Raw genomic sequence first — 21,245 nt, forward strand, 5'->3', positions numbered from 1 at the left:
ATAAATTTTACATAAAAAAAAGCGCGTTACTTCAAATACGCGCTTATAGAGTCAAAAGCAGTCCAGGGAAAAATTGCTTTCATTATGTATGACGACGCTTAGTTCAGATAGTTCAAATTAATTTTACATTTTTTTTACAAAAGTTCGATTTGTACATTTAAAACGAAAAAAATGTAAAAAACGTACAAAAAAAAACGCATAAAAATATGCGTTTAAAATGTCATTCATAAGGAAATAAAATGTCTTACACTTTATATGAGTGGCACATTTCAATTTAGTTCAAAATTATTTTAAAATTTTTATAATAAATTTATTTTTCAAAATAATCAGCTAGAAATTCATCAAAACTCAATGTATCCCCAGCTTCAATTTCTTGCTGTTTTGCTAATGATTGTTTTGCCAAGTCAACAAACAAGTCTTCATTAAACACTTGATAATTATGAGCTTCTGCTTCTTGGTTGTATTGGTTTACATAATCCATTGACCAAGTAACAATACCTTTCCCTGTCGTTAATAACTCATCGATAATTCGAGCCGACGGCGTTAATGTTGGGTCATTTATTTTAGCAAGCTCAGCCTTAACTACATTGCTGTATTCGCTAGTGCCATAAGCTTTGTCGTATAACGAAGCAATTAATTTCATCTCAGAAAAAATTTCACTCCCCCACTGCGGTATAGTCTTTTCTATACCACAATCGTTTAACGTTAATGAAGGATCGCGGCCTTCTAAAATAACTTTATTGGTATTGTTATTAAACACCTGCTTTTGTTCTACGGTTACTTCTGGGCTATTTTTAAGCATACAAAATGTAATAAACACATCTAAGAAATACATTTGCTCTTTGCTGATACCGGTACTTACAAATGGGTTAACATCCATAGCTCGCACTTCGATGTATTCAACACCGCCTTCTTTTAGTGCTTCCGATGGTTTCTGTCCAGATTTAGCAACACGTTTAGGTCGAATTGGTGCGTAAAGCTCATTTTCAATTTGCAAGATATTACTGTTTAACTGTTGATATTTACCATCAACTTTTACACCTATTTTGGCAAACTCTTCTGAAGGTAAATTAATTGCTTTTTGCACTCCCTCAACATAATTGTCTATGTGATTATTGCAAATATGAAGATTAGATTGTGACGAGTTAGTGTAACCCAGGTCACTCATTCTAAGTGATGTTGCATACTCTAAATATAAACAACCTGCCGGTGCTTTCTTAAACGGTAAACTTTGTGGTTTACCTTGTAAAAAAGATGGACACAATGCCGGTGAACTACCGTATAAATACGGGATCAGCCAGCCAAAACGTTTATAGTTTCTTATCAATGAAAAGTATCGTTCAGAGATAAAGTCTTGCTTACCCTGAGTGTCGCCGGTTATTTCCTGCAAACTGTCAAAAAATTCAGGTGAAAATGAAAAGTTAAAGTGAATACCGGCAATAACCTGCATCATACTGCCGTAGCGGTTTTTTAACCCTTGACGGTAAACAGTTTTCATTTTTCCAATGTTTGATGAGCCGTATTGCGCAAGGTTTACTTCATCTTGTTCAACCACTGCACATGGCATACTCATCGGCCAAAAATAATCACCTTCTACATTTTCAAGAGTGAATTTTTGAATATCTTTTAGTTGATTTAATGTTTCATCAATTGAAGGGGATACAGAGGTAATAAACTCTAATAAACTTTCAGAATAGTCAGTAGTGATATATTCATGAGTCAGTGCCGAACCTAAAGCTTTATTGTGACTTTGACTAGATAGTTTACCATCTGGCCTGATCCTAAGTGTTTCTCGTTCGATACCACGTTGAACACCTGCAACTGCAGATAAATGTTTTTCTGAAAAAGCTTTAGTTAAATCTAAAATAGAGAAAGTCAAAGTCACCCCTGAGTGCAAGTTGGCCTAATTTGTATTGAAAATACACCAATTTGCTTATTATAGTCATTAAGTAATAAATGTGGGGCAAGTATACTATTTTTCAATACCTTGAAAGTCTTTTTTCTAGCCGAACAGATAAATAACTTATAACAAATAACCATTGTTTATAACTAGATAACAGTATTAAAACAGCTTTAGAACAAAAAACATACAAGCGTTTTTAAATGTAATTAAAGGTCTGAATTCTCCAACATTTCTTTGTACTAGTCATGATTGCAATGTACAGTAAGCACAGATTAATTATTTAAGTATTCAAGTTTATGCAAGATTCCGCTTTAACCTTACTACCTCCAGCCCTGGCAATAGCTGTTGCCATTTGGCGTAAAAATGCCACTTTAGCACTCATTAGCGGCTTGTTTTTATGTTTTCTTTTATTAGACAGTTGGAATCCCTTAAACGCGGGCATTGCAACAGTTGCTGAAATTGGCAATGTATTCAGCTCTACAGGCAACGCCCAAATTATTGCTTTTAGCTTGCTCATTGGTGCCTTAGTTGAACTCATGAGTCGCTCAGGTGCAGTACAAGGTTTCATCAACAACTTAGCAAATCTAAGTTTGGTTAAAACCAAACGTCAAGCAACATTGCTGCCAACCATAGTAGGTACGACCATATTTACCGATACCAATTTAAGCATGTTTTCCGGAGGTATGGCGTCACAAAAGTTGTTTGATCAGCACGGTATTAGTAGAGCCAAGCTAGCCTATTTGCTTGATTCAACGTGTTCGCCAATTAGTGTATTATTTCTAATTAATGGTTGGGGTGCATACCTATTAGGGTTACTAGATGGTTATAACCTAGAAGACCCTGTAAGTGTATTGCTTGGCACGTTAACCTATAACTTCTATGCCATTATTGCAGTATTACTTGCTTATTATACTGCTTATAGTGGCAAAGTTTATGGACCAATGGCTAAATGTGAAAGCCTTGCAACTGCAACAACACAGACGCAGTCCATTAAACCGGCAAAAGCCCGAGTAATGTGGATACCAATGATCAGCTTATTGGTACTAACGATAGTGTTACTTTGGATAACCGGCGACGGGGATATTCGTCGCGGTTCGGGCTCATTCTCAGTTTTAACTTCAATAGTAACTGCGCTCGCATTATTAATACTGATGATATTTTCATATAAATTATTAACAGTGAAAGAACTTGCCAACGGCTTTGTTAAGGGTATTAAAAATATGGCGCCAGCGGTTATCATTTTGGTGTTATCATTTGCTTTTGGTGATGCCATTAAAGCTCTTGGCACAGGTACTTATGTAAGTAGTTTGATAAGTGCTGACTTCCCACTGATTCTAATTGCACCGCTGATATTTTTAGCCGCGGGGATTATGGCATTTTCAACAGGTACATCTTGGGGTACATTCGCCCTACTCATACCTATTGCTGTTCCTATCGCATTAGACACTGGGTTGCCAGTTCCATTCCTAGTTGCTGCTGTGCTTAGTGGCGGTGTATTTGGCGATCACGCTTCACCGATTTCTGACTCTACCGTTGTCGCATCCATAGCCAGTGGTTGTGATCACTTTGAACATGTTAAAACTCAATTGCCATACTCCTTGTTTGCAGCAACATTAACTATTATAGGCTTTTTAATTGTTGGTGCTTCAGTTTAAAAATGAGCAAACAGCCTTATTCAATTGTATTTGAAAATACCGATTTCATCGTCGTCAACAAAGCTGAAAACATTAATTTTCATGATGAAGATGAGGTCGGTACAGGCCTGTTTAATATAGTTAAACAGGCTGGTAACTATAAAGAGCTATATCCCGTTCATCGCCTTGATAAAATGACTTCTGGGTTAGTGTTATTTGCCAAGACCAAACGTTGCGCAGCAGAGCTTGGTAAATTATTCGAACAACACAATATACAGAAATTTTATCTAGCCATCAGTAAAGACAAACCAAAGAAAAAGCAAGGTTGGATAAAAGGAGATATGGAAAAGAGTCGGCGTAGTAGTTGGCGCTTAGCTAGAACCATGACGAATCCGGCAATAACACAGTTTTTCTCTTACGGTTTAACCCCGAAAGTTAGGTTGTTTATAGTTCGGCCATTAAGCGGGAAGACCCACCAAATAAGAGTAGCGTTAAACAGTATCGGTAGCAGTATAGCGGGTGATCCTATTTATAACCCTAGTGACGTTTCAGATAGGGGTTACCTTCATGCTTTCGCATTGAAGTTTGAGTTGAACGATAAGCAATTCGAATTTACTCAATTACCCAATACCGGTGAGCACTTTCAAACTCAGCAATTTAATCAAACGTTGGAAAATATTGGCCAGCCCTGGTTATTGAACTGGCCAAAATAGCATTATTTATAACAGCAAGTTAGAACGCTAAACGTACACCTACACCTGCCATTTCTGATTCAATTTCATTATCGAACACTAAATATTCGGCATAGATGTCGACGGTATCGAGGATATCAATTGACATACCTACGCCACCAAAAGCTTCTTCACCATCATCACTATATTTTTCACCGTTAATAACGGTTTCACCTTCAACCATCGCCATGCCAACTTTGCCGTAAAGCTCTATAAATGGCCCAATAGGAAGGTATGCCACACCAGCTAGCGTGTATGCTTCGGCTTCAGACTCATAATCGTCACCGTTGGCCGACCCTGAAAAACTCCCCAAATCGTAATACCCGCCCTCTACAGAAAACATGAAAACATTGCTATCAACGAAATTATAACCGAGGAAAACAGCTGTTGCTTCTTCGTCATCATTGGACGGAACACCTTCCGTTTCAGATTTATAAGCACCCGCGCCAATGTATATATTGGCAAACGATGGTGCTGATAGAGTTAGCATAGATAGTGCAGCTATTGGTGCAAGAAAAGGTTTTTTTAATAATTTTTTCAACATTTTATGGTCCGTAAGTATTTTTATTTGCTCTCCATCAGTATGAGTTTTGGCATACAAATATTTAAGAGCAACTATGTAATGATTCGCAACCGATTGTAAAAAATGATGATTATTTAATCCCTATGATTTATTTAACCCAGTAAGTAATCTTTTATTGCCCGAAATTATCGATTCTGTCATCATTAACTCAAATTATTTGTTTCTAACAACATTAGGGCTTAAACAAAAATTTATGAAAATCAGTGAACGACAATTTCAGTATTTGAACACTATGGGTGTAAGCCTATGGCAAAGTCGACCTGAATTTTTTCATCATGAAAATAGAGCTCCCGCAGAAGATGATAGTGTTACTTTAGCCCCAACGGTTGATACGAATAACCTAACATCCAAAGACTCTGCCATTAGTAAAAAAGAACGTGGAAACGCACATGATTTTGATAATATCGAGCAATTTTTCACTCACCCATTGAGCGCAGATATACTCATGGTTTTAAACTGTGATAAATCAGATGTTTCACTAACAACTGAAGGTATTCAGCTTGATACCTTGTTATGGCACTTTAATAGTGCCGATAAATGTAGCTACCAAGAACAAACTCTTAATACGCCAAACCTTGCTAAGTTAACGAAAAGCGTGCCACTTAAATCAGCACTCTGGGCTTGTTTATGCAAGCATATAAATAACCGTAAAAATTAATATTTTTCATAACAGAGCAATCAATCCAAAATGACTAAACCAACGATTAACAATTTCACAAAAAATGATGTTGATGTTATTTACTCCGTTGAAACTGCCAGTAACCCATTTCCCTGGACTAAAAAAACACTGCTTAGTTGTATTGGTGGCAGATATATAACCAGGCAATTAGTTATTGGTGAAAAAGTGGTTGGTTTTTATGTCGGCGATTTGGTTATCGATGAATTTACCCTTATGGAAATTTGCGTACACCCAGAGTTTCAGGGAAAAGGTTATGGTCAACAGCTCCTGTCCGACTTTTTAGACACTGCAAAAACAAAGCACGTGGTTAAATGTCATTTAGAAGTACGAGCTAAAAACATTGCTGCGCAAATGCTATATATGAAAAATGGTTTTATCCAAGTACACCGCCGAACCGGTTACTACCCTGCAGCAGTAGGGTATGAGGATGCATTAGTGATGAGTTTGTCGCTATAAATCTTTTACTTTAAACGGTTAAAATAAACGTCAGATTAAATCCACAAAGATCGTATTTTAAATATATTCCCGCCTATTAAAAATTTTGTGATTAAAATCAGCCATAATTACTGCTTAAGCGCATCTATTTCTGTATAATACTGCGCTTTTATGCCTGTTTGTTTTCTAAACACAGACACATTACGATATTTATTAAGCAGCGAGTAATTGTAAAACATGACAATTCAACAGCAGGAAGTGAGCAAACGCAGAACTTTCGCCATTATCAGTCACCCGGATGCGGGTAAGACAACCATTACTGAAAAGGTATTACTTTTTGGTCAAGCTTTACAAAAAGCCGGTACCGTAAAGGGTAAAAAGTCTGGTCAACACGCCAAGTCTGACTGGATGGAAATGGAAAAAGACCGTGGTATTTCAATCACTACCTCGGTTATGCAATTTCCTTATCAAGATTGTTTAGTAAACCTGTTAGATACTCCTGGTCACGAAGACTTCTCGGAAGATACTTATCGTACGCTTACTGCAGTTGATTCATGTTTAATGGTTATCGACACCGCTAAAGGTGTAGAGGATCGTACCGTTAAATTAATGGAAGTAACTCGCCTTCGTGATACACCTATCATCACTTTTATGAATAAAATGGACCGTGATGTACGTGATCCAATTGAAGTAATGGATGAAGTTGAAGAAGTTTTAAAAATTAAATGTGCGCCAATTACCTGGCCAATTGGTATGGGTAAAGAATTTAAAGGCGTTTATAACCTGTTAACCGACGAAACCATTTTATACAAAACTGGTCAGGGTCATACGATTCAAGACAAAGTTATCATTAAAGGCCTAGACAACCCTGAACTAGACGTTGAAGTTGGTGCGTTTGCCGATGATTTACGTGAAGAGTTAGAGTTAGTATTAGGTGCTTGTCATGAGTTTAACCTAGAAGAATTTTTAGCTGGTGAGCTAACGCCTGTGTATTTTGGTACAGCGTTGGGTAACTTTGGTGTAGACCATATGCTTGATGGTTTAACCGAATGGGCACCTACCCCGCAACCTCGTGCAACAGATAAGCGCGAAGTTATTGCTGACGAAGAAAAGTTCTCAGGCTTCGTATTCAAAATTCAAGCGAATATGGATCCAAAACATCGTGACCGTATTGCATTTATGCGTATTTGTTCAGGTAGTTATACCAAAGGTATGAAAATGCGTCAGGTGCGTATTGGCAAAGACGTCAAAATTGCCGATGCAGTAACCTTTATGGCAGGTGATCGTTCTAATGTTGAAGAAGCCTTTGCCGGTGACATTATCGGTTTACATAATCACGGCTCAATCCAAATTGGTGATACCTTTACCGCCGGCGAAGAAATGAAGTTTAGTGGTATACCAAATTTTGCCCCGGAAATGTTCCGCCGTATTCGTTTGCGCGATCCATTAAAAGCCAAACAATTACAAAAAGGCTTAATCCAGCTCTCTGAAGAAGGTGCGGTGCAAGTATTTAGACCAATGAGCAACAATGACATGATTGTTGGTGCGGTTGGTGTACTGCAGTTTGAAGTTGTTGTACATCGACTTAAGAATGAATATAACGTAGATGCGTTATACGAGCCAATCTCTGTAGCAACTGCTCGCTGGGTAAATTGCGATGATGATAAAGTAATGGCTACCTTTGAGAAAAAAGCATACGATCATTTAGCCTTAGATGGCGGCGACAACCTTACCTACATTGCCCCTACGATGGTTAATTTAAGTTTAACTCAGGAACGCTATCCTGAAGTAAGTTTCCATAAAACCCGTGAACATTAATTAAAGATTTAGACAGAAGATAATATGAATATTCGTCAACTTTTAAATGAAAGAGTTAAAGCAGCAATGATCGCTGCCGGCCTACCTGAAGATACTAACCCTGCGGTAAGTGCTTCATCTCGCCCACAATTTGGTGATTATCAAGCTAATGGCGTTATGGGGGCAGCTAAAAAGCTTAAAACTAACCCGAGAGCTTTAGCACAACAGGTTGTTGATAACCTTGAAATCAGCGATATAGCTGAACATATTGAGTTAGCCGGTCCGGGGTTTATTAACATTCACTTAAACAATGCTTGGTTAGGTGAACAACTTGCTATTGCGGCAACTGATAAACATTTAAACGTGAGTCAAAATGCAACGCCGAAAACGGTGGTTGTGGACTACTCGGCTCCTAACCTAGCCAAAGAAATGCACGTAGGTCATTTACGCTCAACCATTATTGGTGATGCTGTTGTTCGTGCCTTAGAATTTCGTGGTGAAACAGTTATCCGTCAAAACCACATGGGTGATTGGGGCACACAATTTGGTATGTTACTTGCGCACTTGAGCGATAAACTTAACAGTAACGAAGTAGCAGAAACTGCGCTTGCCGATCTAGAAAACTTTTACCGTGAAGCAAAAATTCGTTTTGATGAAGAAGAAGGTTTTGCTGATAGGGCTCGTGACTTTGTTGTTAAGTTGCAAGGCGGCGACAATGAATGTTTAGTGTTATGGAAACAGTTTATTGATATTTCTATTCATCATTCTGAAGAGATTTATGACGCATTAAACGTTACCTTAACCCGTGATGACATTATGGGTGAAAGTGCTTATAACCCAGATTTACCAAACGTAATTGATGAATTAATGGCAAATGGCATTGCCGTTGAAGATCAAGGCGCAAAGGTTGTCTTCATTAAAGAGATGGCTAATAAAGATGGCGAGCCTTCAGTATTTATCGTACAAAAATCTGGTGGCGGCTACTTGTATGCAACTACTGATTTATCGGCATGTAGATACCGTAGTGGCGATTTGGGTGCAGATAGAATTATCATCTTTACCGATGCACGCCAGGCTCACCACTTCAAACAAGTAGAAGTAACTGCTCGCAACGCTGGTTTCTTGCCTGAAACCACTGCATACGATCATTGCCCGTTTGGGATGATGATGGGTAACGATGGCAAACCATTTAAAACACGTACCGGTGGAACAATTAAACTGGCAGAGTTACTTGAAGAAGCCGTTAGCCGTGCGACTGATTTAATGGCTGATAAAATTGCTGACTTCTCAGCGGAAGAACGTAGTGAGATAGCTCGCAAGGTTGGCATTGGTGCGGTTAAATACGCTGATTTATCGAAAAACCGTACGTCAGATTATATCTTTAACTGGAAGACCATGCTCAGTTTTGAAGGGGCAACAGCGCCTTACTTGCAATACGCATTTACTCGCGTACAAAGTATTTTCAGAAAGGCAGGCATTGCTGCCAACACAATTTCAGCAGAGATGATCATCAACGAGCCGCAAGAAAAAGCATTAGCGGTTAAGCTAATGCAGTTTGAAGAAGTACTCGATGCTGTAATTAGCGAATGTACACCGAACCTGTTATGTAATTACCTATACGAATTAGCGAGTCTTTATATGAGTTTCTACGAAGCTTGCCCAATTCTAAAAGACGATATTAACGAAGAGATTAAACTTTCTCGCTTACGCTTATGCCATGTAATAGCACGAACGCTTGAGCAAGGGTTAGAGCTGTTAGGTATCGAAGTAATGGAACGTATGTAAGGCTTTAACCTTTATATATTTCCAAAAAAGCCTGCTATGCAGGCTTTTTTATTTCTTCTAAGAAACAAGAATATTTTAAGATTTTTCTTTCATTTGTACAGGTATCTACTATGTATAGATATCGATACAAATCCATTCATTAAAAGTTACAATTTACACTTGTTAATATCTTGTAAAACATAGCTTTTATGGCATAGTTGTTCCGTAAAAATAACTAGAACTATCAAAGGAACGATATGAAAAATTTATTAATAACATCAACAATAATTGCCACTCTTTTATCTTCAACATTTGCTTATGCTGAATCTGTTGAAACAGCTGAAACATCTGAAACAAATGCGACCCAACAAGAAAAACAATGGAGCGTTGGCATTGGTAGCTATGCGCTAGTTATTGATGATGACGATTATGGGGATGATGAGTTTACAGGCCTCACGCTATCATCAACATATGCATTTTCAGATGAATTTGCAATGCGAGGCAGCTATTACTCATTAGAGCATGACGATTGGTCGGCGTTAGAAGTTACCGGTTTTGATATAGTCGGCTACTGGGGAACAGGGTTAATGTCTGAAGGTTTCAAAGCATACATCGGTGGTGGTATTTACCACGAGTCGTTAGAAGTTGAAAATCTAGACGAATCTTTCTCTGGTGCGCAACTTAATGGTGGTATCGGATATAACTGGGAGTCTGTTGCATTAGACTTGTCATTAGGTATTAGAACTGTAGGCGATTATGAAGATTTTGCGGAAGATAATGCAGACCTTACAGCGGTTACAAGCTCGCTAACAATATCTTACCGTTTCTAAAAATAGTTAAACGGTAGTTAAATGAAGGCCTGCATCTGCAGGCCTTTTTGTTATCAACTTTTTTGTTAAAGAATATTTGCTCGTTCAACGCCATAAGAGTAAAGTTAAATCATGTTTACTGATAGTCACTGCCATCTAGATTTTATTGAGTTTGACGCCTGTCGCGATGAACTTATACAACGCTGTGCAATACTAAACATCAATCGATTTATTGTTCCAGGTATTACCGCAAAACGTTGGCCGCGCGTGTTAGAGCTTTGCCAAAAATACTCAAATGCCTTGCCATGCTTAGGTTTACACCCTTGGTGGATTGCAAAGGCCACTGAAAACGATTTAATTCTGTTAGAGCAATTAATCAACCGACATGATCTGGCAGCTGTTGGCGAAATAGGCATAGATGGAGCGATAGACAATATAGAAAAACAAACTGATTATTTTGTTAAGCAATTACACATCGCTAAAAAACACAGCTTACCTGTCGTTGTTCATCATCGTAAGAGCCATCATTTAATAGTACCAGAGCTTAAAAAGGCAAGCCTTGAAAAAGGCGGTGTTATTCACGCATTTTCTGGCAGTTACCAACAAGCCAAAGCCTATATTGATATGGGCTTTAAACTCGGTATTGGCGGTACTATCACCTACCCTCGAGCAATTAAAACCATTAAAACAGTTAAAAAATTGCCGTTGGATAGCATTTTATTGGAAACAGACGCCCCTGCAATGCCACTTGAAGGTTTTCAGGGAGAGGTTAACTCACCTGAAAAAGTCGTAGATGTGTTTCAGCAGCTGTGCAGTATCAGAGAAGAGAGCCCTGAACTATTGCAACAAGCTATCGAACAAAACCTACAGCAACTATTTAAACTCGATTAAGACTGCTGTATACGTGTTTTAATTAAACTTTATTTTAGTTTGATTAGCCTAATACCTGTCTGTACATTGCTTTTAAATTTGGTTAATGCACTGATGTCTCTATATCTTTTAATTACCTAAATCCTTATTGATGATTTATGTTCTATGATCATATAAAGCCTTTAGCTATTTAACTTTCAACATAGCTAAGGCGAACTATATTAACTTTTAATGAGACTTTACATGGTTAACCCCAAGCTGTTTGTGCTTGTTTTTATATTAATATCCCCTCTGGCTTACAGTAATAATTTAGCTAGAGATATTTCTGCGACAGGCGATATTGAGAGCCAATCATTAATCATTCCTTATGGATTCTATAATGACAGTACCGAAGTTGCCGCAGCGATGGTGTTCATTAACAGTGGTTATTTTCAGCCACAAGCCGTGACCTTGTTTAATGTCTTTGCAGGAACAAACTCTACCTATTCGGTATTTGGCGCTCTCAAAGATTTTCAAGTAACAGCATTTGACCGTTTGTTCGTTGATACAACTTTGTTGGTCTCAAGTTGGGGAGAGTTAGATAGCTATCAAGCAGGCAATCCTGACTTTCCAGATGAGATAGCAGGCTCAATTGGTTCCGATAAAGATAACTTTATTGTTGCTAAAGGTGACGATAATTTCCTGCGCTTAACTTTTAAGTATTTACTGCCAATTGGTCATGGAAAAAAGGGAGCAATTCATCAGTTTAGAACCGACAGAGGCCTGTTGGTTCCAGGCTATGAGGCAGGAGGCGATCAATGGAACCCGATGACTTCAGGAAGAACATCATTTATTATTCAACCGTTTTATCGAGAACAAGATTTTGAAGATGATAATAATAATGAATTTTATAACATTACTTCAGGCATAAAGTTTGAGCTTGAATATGACAACTCAGATTGGTATGTAAACCCGACGAAAGGCAGTATTATGTCACTGTCTGTGGCACGCGACTGGGGAGCAGAAAAAGAGTCCTCTACGTGGACGTCTATCCAATTCGATTACAGTAAATTTATTTCTTTTGGTGGTAATGATAATGCAAGGCAAAGAACGTTAGGGTTTAACATTTGGACCAGTGATGTGCCCACATCAAATTCTTATCACTTAAAAGGTTATGAAAAGATTTTCCATAAAGCGCCACTTTTTGAGGGCTCTACGTTAGGTGGAATTGATCGCCAGCGCGGTTTTGCTACCAATCGGTTTCATGACCGTTCAGCAATTAATTATAGTGTCGAATATCGCTACACTCCTGTTAGTAATCCGTTTGTAGATATGCCTTTAATTGAAAAACTTGATATCCCCTTCTGGCAAATTGTCACGTTTACTGAAGTTGGCTCTGTTGCTGATAATTGGTCCATATCAGATTTACATCATAAAATGAAAGTATCGGTTGGCGCAGGGCTCAGAGTATCTGTGTCAGGGTTAATCATAAGAATTGATGCTGCAGGTTCAGAAGAAGGCGGTGAACTACAAATGTTCTTTGGTCATACATTTTAGTCAGTGTTTATGATAAAACTCAACAGCAATACAGCTAAAGATTCTATTCGTACTTCTCCTCAACTACCAAGCAACACATAGGTAATTACATATAAATCTCGCACATTTGGATAAATTTCGTCGATCACAGCTTTTAACTCTTCGAGACTCATATTTTCTTGATTAGCGTGAAATTCAGATAGCTCATCATAACGAATAGGCTGCACATCTTTGATAAGTATCTGGCAAAACCATCGCCTTGTTTCATAAGTTGAAACTTGAACAATTGTATTTGGTAAAAAGTTCTTTTCTGTTTTATCGCGAATTGTTATGGTTTTTGCACCAGATAAGATATCAACTTCAAAGCGCTCGAAGAACAATATATCGGCTAAGTACATCATTATTTCCTAAACGTTTTTGTGCTATTAAACAGGGTGTTTATATTGCAAACTCAACGGCTTTTTGGGCATGGATGGCCGTGGTATCAAGCAATGTTACTTCAGTATCTGTTTGCTTTACTAACATGCCTATTTCGGTACAACCAAGAATTACCGCTTCAGCCCCTTGGTTTGCTAATGATTGGATAATCTTCAAATAATGCTCCTTAGAAGCAGGAAGTACTTTTCCTAAGACAAGTTCTTTATAAATCACATTGTGAATAATCGCTCGTTCATCTGCATTAGGGGTAATTACGGTCAAACCAAATTGCTCGCTTAATCTGCCTTTATAAAAGTCTTGCTCCATTGTAAATGCTGTTCCAATTAGCCCTACCGTTTTAATGTTTTGCTGAACAAGCACCTCAGCTGTAGCATCGGCGATATGTAAAAGAGGTATGTTTATGGCAGCTTCAACTTGCGCTGCAACTTTATGCATTGTGTTTGTACAAATAAGTAAAACATCAGCCCCCGCAGATTCAACATTGGTCGCAGCTTTGATAAGTATTTCTGCTGTGCCTTGCCAATCACCGCGATGCTGTAACTTCTCAATGGGTGCAAAGTCAACACTGTACATTGCTATTTTGGCAGAGTGTAGTCCACCAAGTGCTTCTTTCACACCTTCATTTATCATTCGGTAATAGCCCGCAGAACTTTCCCAGCTCATACCGCCAAGCAGACCAATTGTTTTCATATTACCTCGATAAGATTTTTGTAAATTAACACGGTTAAATTACAAACAGGATTTAAGGTTGTTTGATAATACTTTAAAATAAAGTGAAAGATTAACCCCACAAATTTACTTTAATGCAGCCCACTCGTCTGCACTTGCTTTCGACTTTTGAAACTCCATCATCATTAACCACTTGCCCGATTTTTTCACAAACAACGCATCAAGATGTGCAATAAACACATCTTCTTTGCCATTAGAATCTATGGTTGCATAACGGAACATTCCAGATTCGTGAGCGGTTGTTTCATCATGAAATCGTTTTGATAGTTTGAATTCCAATGACACAGTCACTTTTCCAGCTTTGGTATCTTCAAACCCTTGTTTCCAACGTTTCATTGCGGTTGCAATTGGGTAGCTTGTATTTGAAAACCCACTGACCAATACGGCATCTTCATGATACGCTGCTTGATAAGCAATAAAGTCACCACTCATAACCGCACGCTCCATTTCTGCCCACGCAGCATCTAACTCAGCCAGCGTTTTTTCATTGGCAAAAACAGGAAAGGTTAAGCAACAAAAAAGAAGTGAACCAATGATACGTTTGACTGAGTTTAACGCTTTAAATTTATTCATTTGTTGCTGCTGCCTTGGTTGCTTTTGGTTTGCTTACTCGTAAACCTTGACGCGAAAAGCGATTAAAGCCTCGAGTTAATAAAAAGCCGGCAAAGACAGCAATAATCAGCATGATCCTAAACAGTTCAAATTGAGAATATATTTGTACCTGCATGGTATCAATCACCTGATCTTTAACCAGGTTTAAACGAATATAACCAATAAGTTTATCGGTGCGAATCTCTTTAATGAAGGGGACATATAAGTCGCTATTATCAATACTGCCCTGCTCAATACCAACCAAGGTACTAACTGAAGTACTGCGCTCAGATTCAGCGATAGTTTGACCTTGCGCATCATAAAGCCTTGCCTCGGTTACTAAATCAGAATCACTCAGCGATTGCACAAATGCTTGCAGTTGCTTTTTGTTTTTATTAACCAGTAGCACTTTACTGGTATTTACCGATTGCTCAAGGTACTGTTTTGCCACTGTATTGAAATGATTTTCAAGTAACTTTTCAGAATCATCCATCCCCATTATCGACAAATTTAAAATCATCAATAAAAGTATGATTGCTACGCCAATTTGCAGCAGTTTGTTATAAATAGATGTTACTTTTGGATATATTATTTCGTTTAGGTCTGTCATCTTTAAAAAAGGTCTAAGAAATAGTAGAAATCTATATACACTATAGTGGGTTATTTGCGATTATAGAATCACTTTTTTTCTATTACCAAAACACTCAAGTAGTAACACCATGACTTTGCCAACCTCTATTGAATTAACAACTTGCACACTTTCTCAGCCATTATCAGAAATAATATCTGATTTACCCGTACAACTTCCGATTCAACTTGACCTGCAAAGCTCGCAATTGTTGGCCAGCAGCTGCGATCGATTAGATGATAATGCAATCGAGTTAGTGGTTTTTAACGATCTTGCCATTGAGCACTTCATAAAGCTGCTTGCCTTGACTAAACAATCAACTTGCACATTAACGGCAATTAATGAACGTGCGGGCAAAACCAGTTACCGCTTTAATTTACAGGAAAATTGTTTATCTGCTAAAGCTGCAGTTAACGAATACGCATTAGCAAATAATTTTGAAGTGGCATTATTTAGTGAAGCTCCAAGCTTAGCTGAACCCGGTTTATTGGTTATGGATATGGACTCAACCACCATTAAAATTGAGTGTATCGATGAAATTGCCAAACTTGCAGGTGTTGGTGAACATGTGAGTGCAGTAACAGAGCGCGCCATGTTGGGTGAATTAGACTTTGCCGAAAGTCTACGCGAACGTGTTGGAACCCTGGCAGGGGCACCGGAAAGCATTTTAGCTGAAGTTGGCGAAAATTTACCATTAATGCATGGCTTAGAAGTGTTAATAAAAGCGCTACATCAACGCAATTGGAAAATAGCAGTTGCTTCTGGTGGGTTTACTTATTTTACTGAAATATTAAAAGCACAATTAGACCTTGATGCTACGCAAGCCAATGTATTAGAAATTGTTGATGGCAAACTTACCGGTAAGGTATTAGGGGATATTACCGACGCGCAAGTGAAAGCAGATACGCTTATTCGCTTAGCTGCAGAGTACAACATTGACACCAAGCAAACCGTCGCCATGGGCGATGGTGCAAATGACTTGGTAATGATGAGCGCAGCAAATTTAGGTGTCGCATTTGAAGCAAAGCCAGTGGTTTTACAACAAGCTAAAACCAGTATTAACTTCTCCGGACTCGATTGTTTATTACACTGGTTAAAATAATAACCGGTGTTATAGGTTACTTCCTCACAAAATTAAATTTCTGGCAAGGTTCTACTTGCCAGAATTAATGCTTACCAATATACTGTATATTCATACATACTTATTACAATATAAATAAAGATGGCGACAACTAAAACTAAAACAGCATTTGTTTGTAACGACTGTGGTGCCGACTTTCATCGTTGGATGGGGCAATGTTCAGAGTGTAAAGCTTGGAACACATTGGCTGAAATTAAAATATCTAACGCTAAAACCAAAACCAGTACTAACCGAACCTCTATATCAGGATATGCTGGTGTTAGTGGCGGCGGCTCAAAAAAGATTAATGAAGTAAAAGCCACTGAAGCCGAAAAACAACTTACCGGTATTGGTGAACTGGACAGGGTATTATGCGGCGGTGTAACAACCGGATCAGTAAATATAATATCTGGTGATCCTGGTGCAGGTAAAACCACCCTCTTATCAGATTTAGTTGCTCGAATGTCGCAAACAACAGCATCTTTGTACTGTACAGCTGAAGAATCACTGTCTCAATTTAAAAATAGAGTGCACCGTTTAAAGCTGGAATATAACGAAGATAACCTTTATTTATTATCGGAAACCAGCGTTGAAGCAATTATTGAAGAGCTGGAAGTAAAGCAAATAAAATTTGCTGTTATTGATTCAATTCAAGCCGTTGTTACCGACAACGCTAATGGTAGCCCAGGTTCACCATCTCAGGTTAAAAGTGCCGCTCAAGCATTAACCCAATATTGTAAGCAAAATAATGTGACCATGTTCATTATTGCTCATGTGAACAAAAATAATGAAATTGCCGGCCCACAGACTCTGGTTCATATTGTTGATGCACTATTACACATTGACACCAACGATGGTCAAATACGTACCTTAAGAGCCAATAAAAATCGCTTTGGTGATATTGATACCGTTGGTATATTTAAAATGTGTGAACGTGGCATGCTCAGTGTAGACAACCCTAGCGAGATATTTTTATCCGGATCAAGTACAGAGTCGCCCGGTTCATCAATCACCTGCATTCGCAAAGGTAACCGTAATCTACTGTTAGAAATACAGTGTTTAACCACTGAAACAGAAGCAGAATTCCCACAAAGGGTATGTGTTGGGTTAAACATGAACCGAATTAAAATGCTAACAGGCATTTTAAGAAAGCATACCAAAACAAAAATTTTCCATGATACGTTTTTTAATATTGTTGGAGGCCTAAAGATAGACGAATCGGAAACCTGTATAGACTTGGCCCTGGTAACAGCACTATTAAGTAGTTTGAACGATTTTGTCGTGCCAAGGACTACATGCATTATGGGAGAGTTGAGTTTAAATGGTGATGTTCGCCCCATAGACAGTGGTGTTCCTCGTGTTAAAGAAGCTGCGCAGCATGGGTTTAATGAGATATTTATTCCTTATCGTAATTACCATAAATCAATGGAAGGTCTGGGAGCAAAAGTAACCCCTGTTAAAACCATCCACGAATTAATTGAGTTAATAAAGTGAATAAAAATATAACCTTACAAATTAACTGCTGATTTATTGAATAAATATAGAATATAACTTCGACACAGCAGGGCTATACCGTTACACTATTCGGCAATTTTTTATCGTTACGCCCTTAGTGAACATGTTTATATTTTCTTCCTTAAAAAACTCTTTATTTATAGTTTGTGCGACTGTATTAGCCTTTACAGCCTCAGCCCAGGTACCATTTAACATTGATTCTGAAAATTCGCTTACCATTGAGCGAATTTATTCTGCGCCATCATTAAATGGTCCTACATCAAAACAGTTAAAGTATTCTCCTGACGGTACTACCGTTACTTATTTGAAAGCGAAAGAAACAGATAACAATCGTTTCGATCTTTGGCAATATAATATTGCCAATGCGCAACATGAGTTATTAGTTGATTCCGACAGCATTTTTTCAGGAAAAGAAGAATTAAGCGATGAAGAAAAAGCTCGCCGTGAACGACAAAGAGTGTATGGCAGCGGCATAATTGAATACGTATTATCAAATGACGGCAAGAAAATATTATTTCCAATTAATGGCGATCTTTATTTATTCACCTTAGAAACTAAAAAGTCTCGTCGTTTAACACTCGATCAAGCCTATGAAACGGATATTAAATTCTCCCCTAAAGATCGTTACGTTTCGTTCATTAAAGAGCAAAACATTTATATCATTGATTTAAACAATAACACCCAAACTCAGCTTACTGATGATGGTGCAGGTACTATTAAAAATGGTATGGCTGAATTTGTTGCTCAGGAAGAAATGGATAGGATGACCGGTTATTGGTGGTCTCCTAATGAAAAGCACATCGCTTTTTTGCGTATTGATGAAAAAAATGTAGAAACTGCGATCCGCAATGAAATTTACGCTGAAGAAGTGAAACTTTTTGAACAACGCTACCCTGCTACAGGTACTAACAATGTTGAAGTGTCTTTACGCAGTATAAAGCTAAATACAGAAAAAGTGACGACTTATAATTTAGGTAGTGATAAAGATATTTATATTGCTCGTGTAGACTGGTTACCTGATTCTAAAACGATAAGTTATCAATGGCAAAATCGATCTCAGCAAACCTTGAAATTAAACTTTCAAAGACTTAATGCTCGTCGACCTCGTACTGTAATTGAAGAAACATCAAACCATTGGATTAATTTAAATAACGATTTACGTTTTTTGAAAGACTCTAAGCAATTTATTTGGGCGTCTGAAAGAGATGGTTTTAAGCATTTGTATTTATACAATTATGACGGCGAATTAATCAGTCAATTAACGAAAGGTGACTGGGTGGTTGATAGATTAATAACCGTTGATGAAAAGCAAAACTGGTTATACTTTACTGGCCGTGCTGATACACCAATTGAAAAGCATTTGTATAAAGTGACATTAGACGGTAAATCGCCAGAGCACGTTACACGAATATCAAAAAGAAGTGGTTTTCACAAAATAGCGTTTGCCAATGACAAACAAAGCTACTTAGATAATTTTTCAAATCGAACTACCCCGCCGCAGTTAAGCTTGCATAAAGCCAATGGTAATCGCTTAACCTATTTAATTGAGAATACCATTGATGAAAACCACCCTGTCTTTCCATATCAGGATACCTTAGTAACACCTAAGTTTGGTTCAATTAAATCAGACGACGGCAGCACTGATTTATATTATAAGCTGTATACGCCTAAATCTTTGGCACCTGGTAAGAAATATCCGGTTATTGTTAATGTTTACGGTGGTCCACATGCACAAAGAGTGACAAATACTTGGGGCGGCGCAAATATGACTCAGTATATGGTTAACAACGGTTATGTTGTTTTCCAACTAGATAACCGAGGCTCTAATTATCGCGGTACTGAATTTGAGTTTGCTATCTACAAACATCTTGGCAGTGTTGAATTAGATGACCAAATCTCTGGGGTAAAATATTTACACACCCTGCCTTTTGTTGACAAAGAACGTATCGGAATATTTGGCCACAGCTATGGCGGTTACATGGCATTAATGGCTATGTTTAAAGCAGGTGATTATTTCACTGCTGGCGTTAGTGGAGCACCGGTTACCGACTGGATGTTATACGATACTCATTACACTGAACGCTATTTAGGTCATCCTGAAACAAACAAAGACGGTTATGAAGCCAGCTCAGTATTTCCATATGTAAAACAGTTTGATGACAAGAATAATTCATTGTTTTTATATCACGGCATGGCCGATGATAATGTGCTATTTACTAATACCACCAAGCTGATTAAAACGTTGCAAGATGAAAACAAAATATTTGAATTAATGACTTACCCTGGCAGTAAACATAGTATGCGAGGCAAAAAGGTTAAGACCCATTTGAATTATTCAATAATGAATTTCTTTGATCGTAAGCTGAAACAATAGAAACGAGAAAAAAAACATAGAAACGAGAAACGAAGAGCTGTGAATGTTTAGCCTTTACTGAACTTTCTCCTAGCTCTTCCTTGAACTAGTTTCAGGGTCTGCAGTTAAAACAATAAATCCTGAAACGAGTTCTGAAAAGGGAAACAGTACTTATTGATTTTAGTCTCTCGTTTCTAGTAATCTCGTTTCTGGTTTTCTAAGTTCTATTTACTCTTTTTCAAGTCGGTAATTAAGGTCTCCAACCAACGCTCTTCAGATATAAAGTTCCAGCCCCAATCTTTATACTTATCGCCAATACCGTTAGCCATAATTTCACCACTATCAGCCCCTTCGTGTACGGCAGCATCTACTTTATTTACCGAATATTCCACCATGTCGATAAACTCCATTAATCCTTTCATGTCTGTCAGCGTACCATGACCAGGGATTATCTTTACATCAGGTGAAAAGTGATTCGCTATTTTTTTGATATTAGCTAAATAACCTTTAACTGATCCACCTGCATTTAAGTCAATATAAGGAAAGCGTCCTTGAAAAAACAGATCGCCCATATGCAGCACATTGGCTTTTTTGAAATAAACTATAGAGTCTCCGTCTGTATGACCGTTTGGAAAATGCATGACTTGAATTTCTTCATCGCCTAAGTATATTGTCACGCCATGGTCATAGGTAACTACAGGTAAATCAACGCCTGATTTTTTGTTATCCTCTTTCACTCGTTTACGTACATTTTTATGAGCAAAAATAGGGGCTTGTTTACCAAAGTGACCATTGCCACCTGTATGATCGCCATGATAATGCGTATTAACAATATATTTTAACGGCACGGCTTTAATCGTTTTCATTGCAGCTTCAATTTTGGCAGCTAAGGGCGCAAATTGATCATCAATGAGTACCAAGCCTTCATCAGTTGCGAATACTCCAATATTACCGCCCGAGCCAGATAACATATAAACCCCACCCGCCACCGGTTGGGCATTGATTTTGATCTTAGAAAAATCTCGGGCAGCATGTGAAGGTAAACTCAAGCCAATAAGTAAAAGTACTAAAGCGGATATGTTTTTCATAATTTTATCTTTTTAATATTGAATGACAGTATTAATATGGCCAAAAAACAGTGAAAAATCAAA

Annotated in this window: 19 protein-coding genes; 12 read left to right on the forward strand and 7 right to left on the reverse strand. The window is 37.9% G+C overall.

What is annotated here, in order from left to right:
• Nucleotides 1-310: 310 nt before the first annotated feature.
• A complete protein-coding gene (gene gshA, locus RI845_RS13700) occupies nucleotides 311-1,885 on the reverse strand; it encodes a glutamate--cysteine ligase (protein ID WP_405054025.1) in 1,575 nt (524 codons plus the stop codon).
• Nucleotides 1,886-2,199: 314 nt separating this feature from the next.
• On the opposite strand from gshA, the gene RI845_RS13705 reads away from it, so the two are divergent.
• Nucleotides 2,200-3,558, forward strand: coding sequence for a Na+/H+ antiporter NhaC family protein (locus RI845_RS13705; RefSeq protein ID WP_348386728.1), 1,359 nt, complete (start codon nucleotides 2,200-2,202; stop codon nucleotides 3,556-3,558).
• 2 nt (nucleotides 3,559-3,560) lie between these two features.
• Complete coding sequence (locus tag RI845_RS13710; RefSeq protein WP_348386729.1) at nucleotides 3,561-4,250, forward strand: TIGR01621 family pseudouridine synthase; 690 nt, start codon at nucleotides 3,561-3,563, stop codon at nucleotides 4,248-4,250.
• A gap of 19 nt (nucleotides 4,251-4,269) precedes the next feature.
• Here RI845_RS13710 and RI845_RS13715 read toward each other — a convergent pair whose 3' ends face one another.
• On the reverse strand, nucleotides 4,270-4,812 hold the full coding sequence (locus tag RI845_RS13715; RefSeq protein ID WP_348386730.1) for an outer membrane beta-barrel protein: 543 nt from the start codon (nucleotides 4,810-4,812) through the stop codon (nucleotides 4,270-4,272).
• A 232-nt stretch (nucleotides 4,813-5,044) separates the two neighbouring features.
• Here RI845_RS13715 and RI845_RS13720 point away from each other — a divergent pair, with 232 nt between their 5' ends.
• The 7 genes from RI845_RS13720 to RI845_RS13750 all read left to right on the forward strand — a co-directional run bounded on the left by RI845_RS13720 (nucleotide 5,045) and on the right by RI845_RS13750 (nucleotide 12,741).
• Complete coding sequence (locus RI845_RS13720; protein WP_348386731.1) at nucleotides 5,045-5,509, forward strand: hypothetical protein; 465 nt, start codon at nucleotides 5,045-5,047, stop codon at nucleotides 5,507-5,509.
• A gap of 30 nt (nucleotides 5,510-5,539) precedes the next feature.
• Nucleotides 5,540-5,986, forward strand: coding sequence for a ribosomal protein S18-alanine N-acetyltransferase (gene rimI, locus RI845_RS13725; protein WP_348386732.1), 447 nt, complete (start codon nucleotides 5,540-5,542; stop codon nucleotides 5,984-5,986).
• A gap of 216 nt (nucleotides 5,987-6,202) precedes the next feature.
• A complete protein-coding gene (prfC, locus tag RI845_RS13730) occupies nucleotides 6,203-7,783 on the forward strand; it encodes a peptide chain release factor 3 (protein ID WP_348386733.1) in 1,581 nt (526 codons plus the stop codon).
• Between the two features lie 24 nt (nucleotides 7,784-7,807).
• The gene (gene argS / locus RI845_RS13735) at nucleotides 7,808-9,547 is read left to right on the forward strand and encodes an arginine--tRNA ligase (RefSeq protein ID WP_348386734.1); all 1,740 of its coding nucleotides are present in this window, start codon (nucleotides 7,808-7,810) and stop codon (nucleotides 9,545-9,547) included.
• Between the two features lie 236 nt (nucleotides 9,548-9,783).
• Complete coding sequence (locus RI845_RS13740) at nucleotides 9,784-10,356, forward strand: outer membrane beta-barrel protein (RefSeq protein WP_348386735.1); 573 nt, start codon at nucleotides 9,784-9,786, stop codon at nucleotides 10,354-10,356.
• Between the two features lie 111 nt (nucleotides 10,357-10,467).
• On the forward strand, nucleotides 10,468-11,226 hold the full coding sequence (locus RI845_RS13745; RefSeq protein ID WP_348386736.1) for a TatD family hydrolase: 759 nt from the start codon (nucleotides 10,468-10,470) through the stop codon (nucleotides 11,224-11,226).
• A gap of 222 nt (nucleotides 11,227-11,448) precedes the next feature.
• Nucleotides 11,449-12,741: a BamA/TamA family outer membrane protein gene (locus RI845_RS13750; protein ID WP_348386737.1), complete on the forward strand. Its 1,293-nt coding sequence runs from the start codon at nucleotides 11,449-11,451 to the stop codon at nucleotides 12,739-12,741.
• A 59-nt stretch (nucleotides 12,742-12,800) separates the two neighbouring features.
• Here the strand turns inward: RI845_RS13750 and yqfB are convergent, their stop codons facing one another.
• From yqfB to RI845_RS13770, 4 genes are all read right to left on the reverse strand, one after another.
• Nucleotides 12,801-13,118, reverse strand: a complete 318-nt coding sequence (gene yqfB, locus RI845_RS13755; RefSeq protein ID WP_348389546.1) for a N(4)-acetylcytidine aminohydrolase — start codon at nucleotides 13,116-13,118, stop codon at nucleotides 12,801-12,803.
• Nucleotides 13,119-13,158: 40 nt separating this feature from the next.
• A complete protein-coding gene (locus RI845_RS13760) occupies nucleotides 13,159-13,848 on the reverse strand; it encodes an aspartate/glutamate racemase family protein (RefSeq protein ID WP_348386738.1) in 690 nt (229 codons plus the stop codon).
• A 105-nt stretch (nucleotides 13,849-13,953) separates the two neighbouring features.
• Nucleotides 13,954-14,460: a YybH family protein gene (locus RI845_RS13765; RefSeq protein ID WP_348386739.1), complete on the reverse strand. Its 507-nt coding sequence runs from the start codon at nucleotides 14,458-14,460 to the stop codon at nucleotides 13,954-13,956.
• The gene (locus tag RI845_RS13770; RefSeq protein WP_348386740.1) at nucleotides 14,453-15,088 is read right to left on the reverse strand and encodes an AhpA/YtjB family protein; all 636 of its coding nucleotides are present in this window, start codon (nucleotides 15,086-15,088) and stop codon (nucleotides 14,453-14,455) included. Before RI845_RS13770 ends, RI845_RS13765 begins: the two co-directional genes overlap by 8 nt.
• A gap of 109 nt (nucleotides 15,089-15,197) precedes the next feature.
• On the opposite strand from RI845_RS13770, the gene serB reads away from it, so the two are divergent.
• From serB to RI845_RS13785, 3 genes are all read left to right on the forward strand, one after another.
• The gene (gene serB, locus RI845_RS13775; RefSeq protein WP_348386741.1) at nucleotides 15,198-16,208 is read left to right on the forward strand and encodes a phosphoserine phosphatase SerB; all 1,011 of its coding nucleotides are present in this window, start codon (nucleotides 15,198-15,200) and stop codon (nucleotides 16,206-16,208) included.
• 120 nt (nucleotides 16,209-16,328) lie between these two features.
• Nucleotides 16,329-17,720, forward strand: a complete 1,392-nt coding sequence (gene radA / locus RI845_RS13780; RefSeq protein WP_348386742.1) for a DNA repair protein RadA — start codon at nucleotides 16,329-16,331, stop codon at nucleotides 17,718-17,720.
• 124 nt (nucleotides 17,721-17,844) lie between these two features.
• Complete coding sequence (locus RI845_RS13785) at nucleotides 17,845-20,115, forward strand: S9 family peptidase (RefSeq protein ID WP_348386743.1); 2,271 nt, start codon at nucleotides 17,845-17,847, stop codon at nucleotides 20,113-20,115.
• A 203-nt stretch (nucleotides 20,116-20,318) separates the two neighbouring features.
• Here the strand turns inward: RI845_RS13785 and RI845_RS13790 are convergent, their stop codons facing one another.
• Complete coding sequence (locus RI845_RS13790) at nucleotides 20,319-21,182, reverse strand: MBL fold metallo-hydrolase (RefSeq protein ID WP_348386744.1); 864 nt, start codon at nucleotides 21,180-21,182, stop codon at nucleotides 20,319-20,321.
• Between the last annotated feature and the right edge of the window lie 63 nt (nucleotides 21,183-21,245).

Source organism: Thalassotalea nanhaiensis (assembly GCF_031583575.1).
In the GTDB taxonomy this organism is placed as follows: domain Bacteria; phylum Pseudomonadota; class Gammaproteobacteria; order Enterobacterales; family Alteromonadaceae; genus Thalassotalea_A; species Thalassotalea_A nanhaiensis.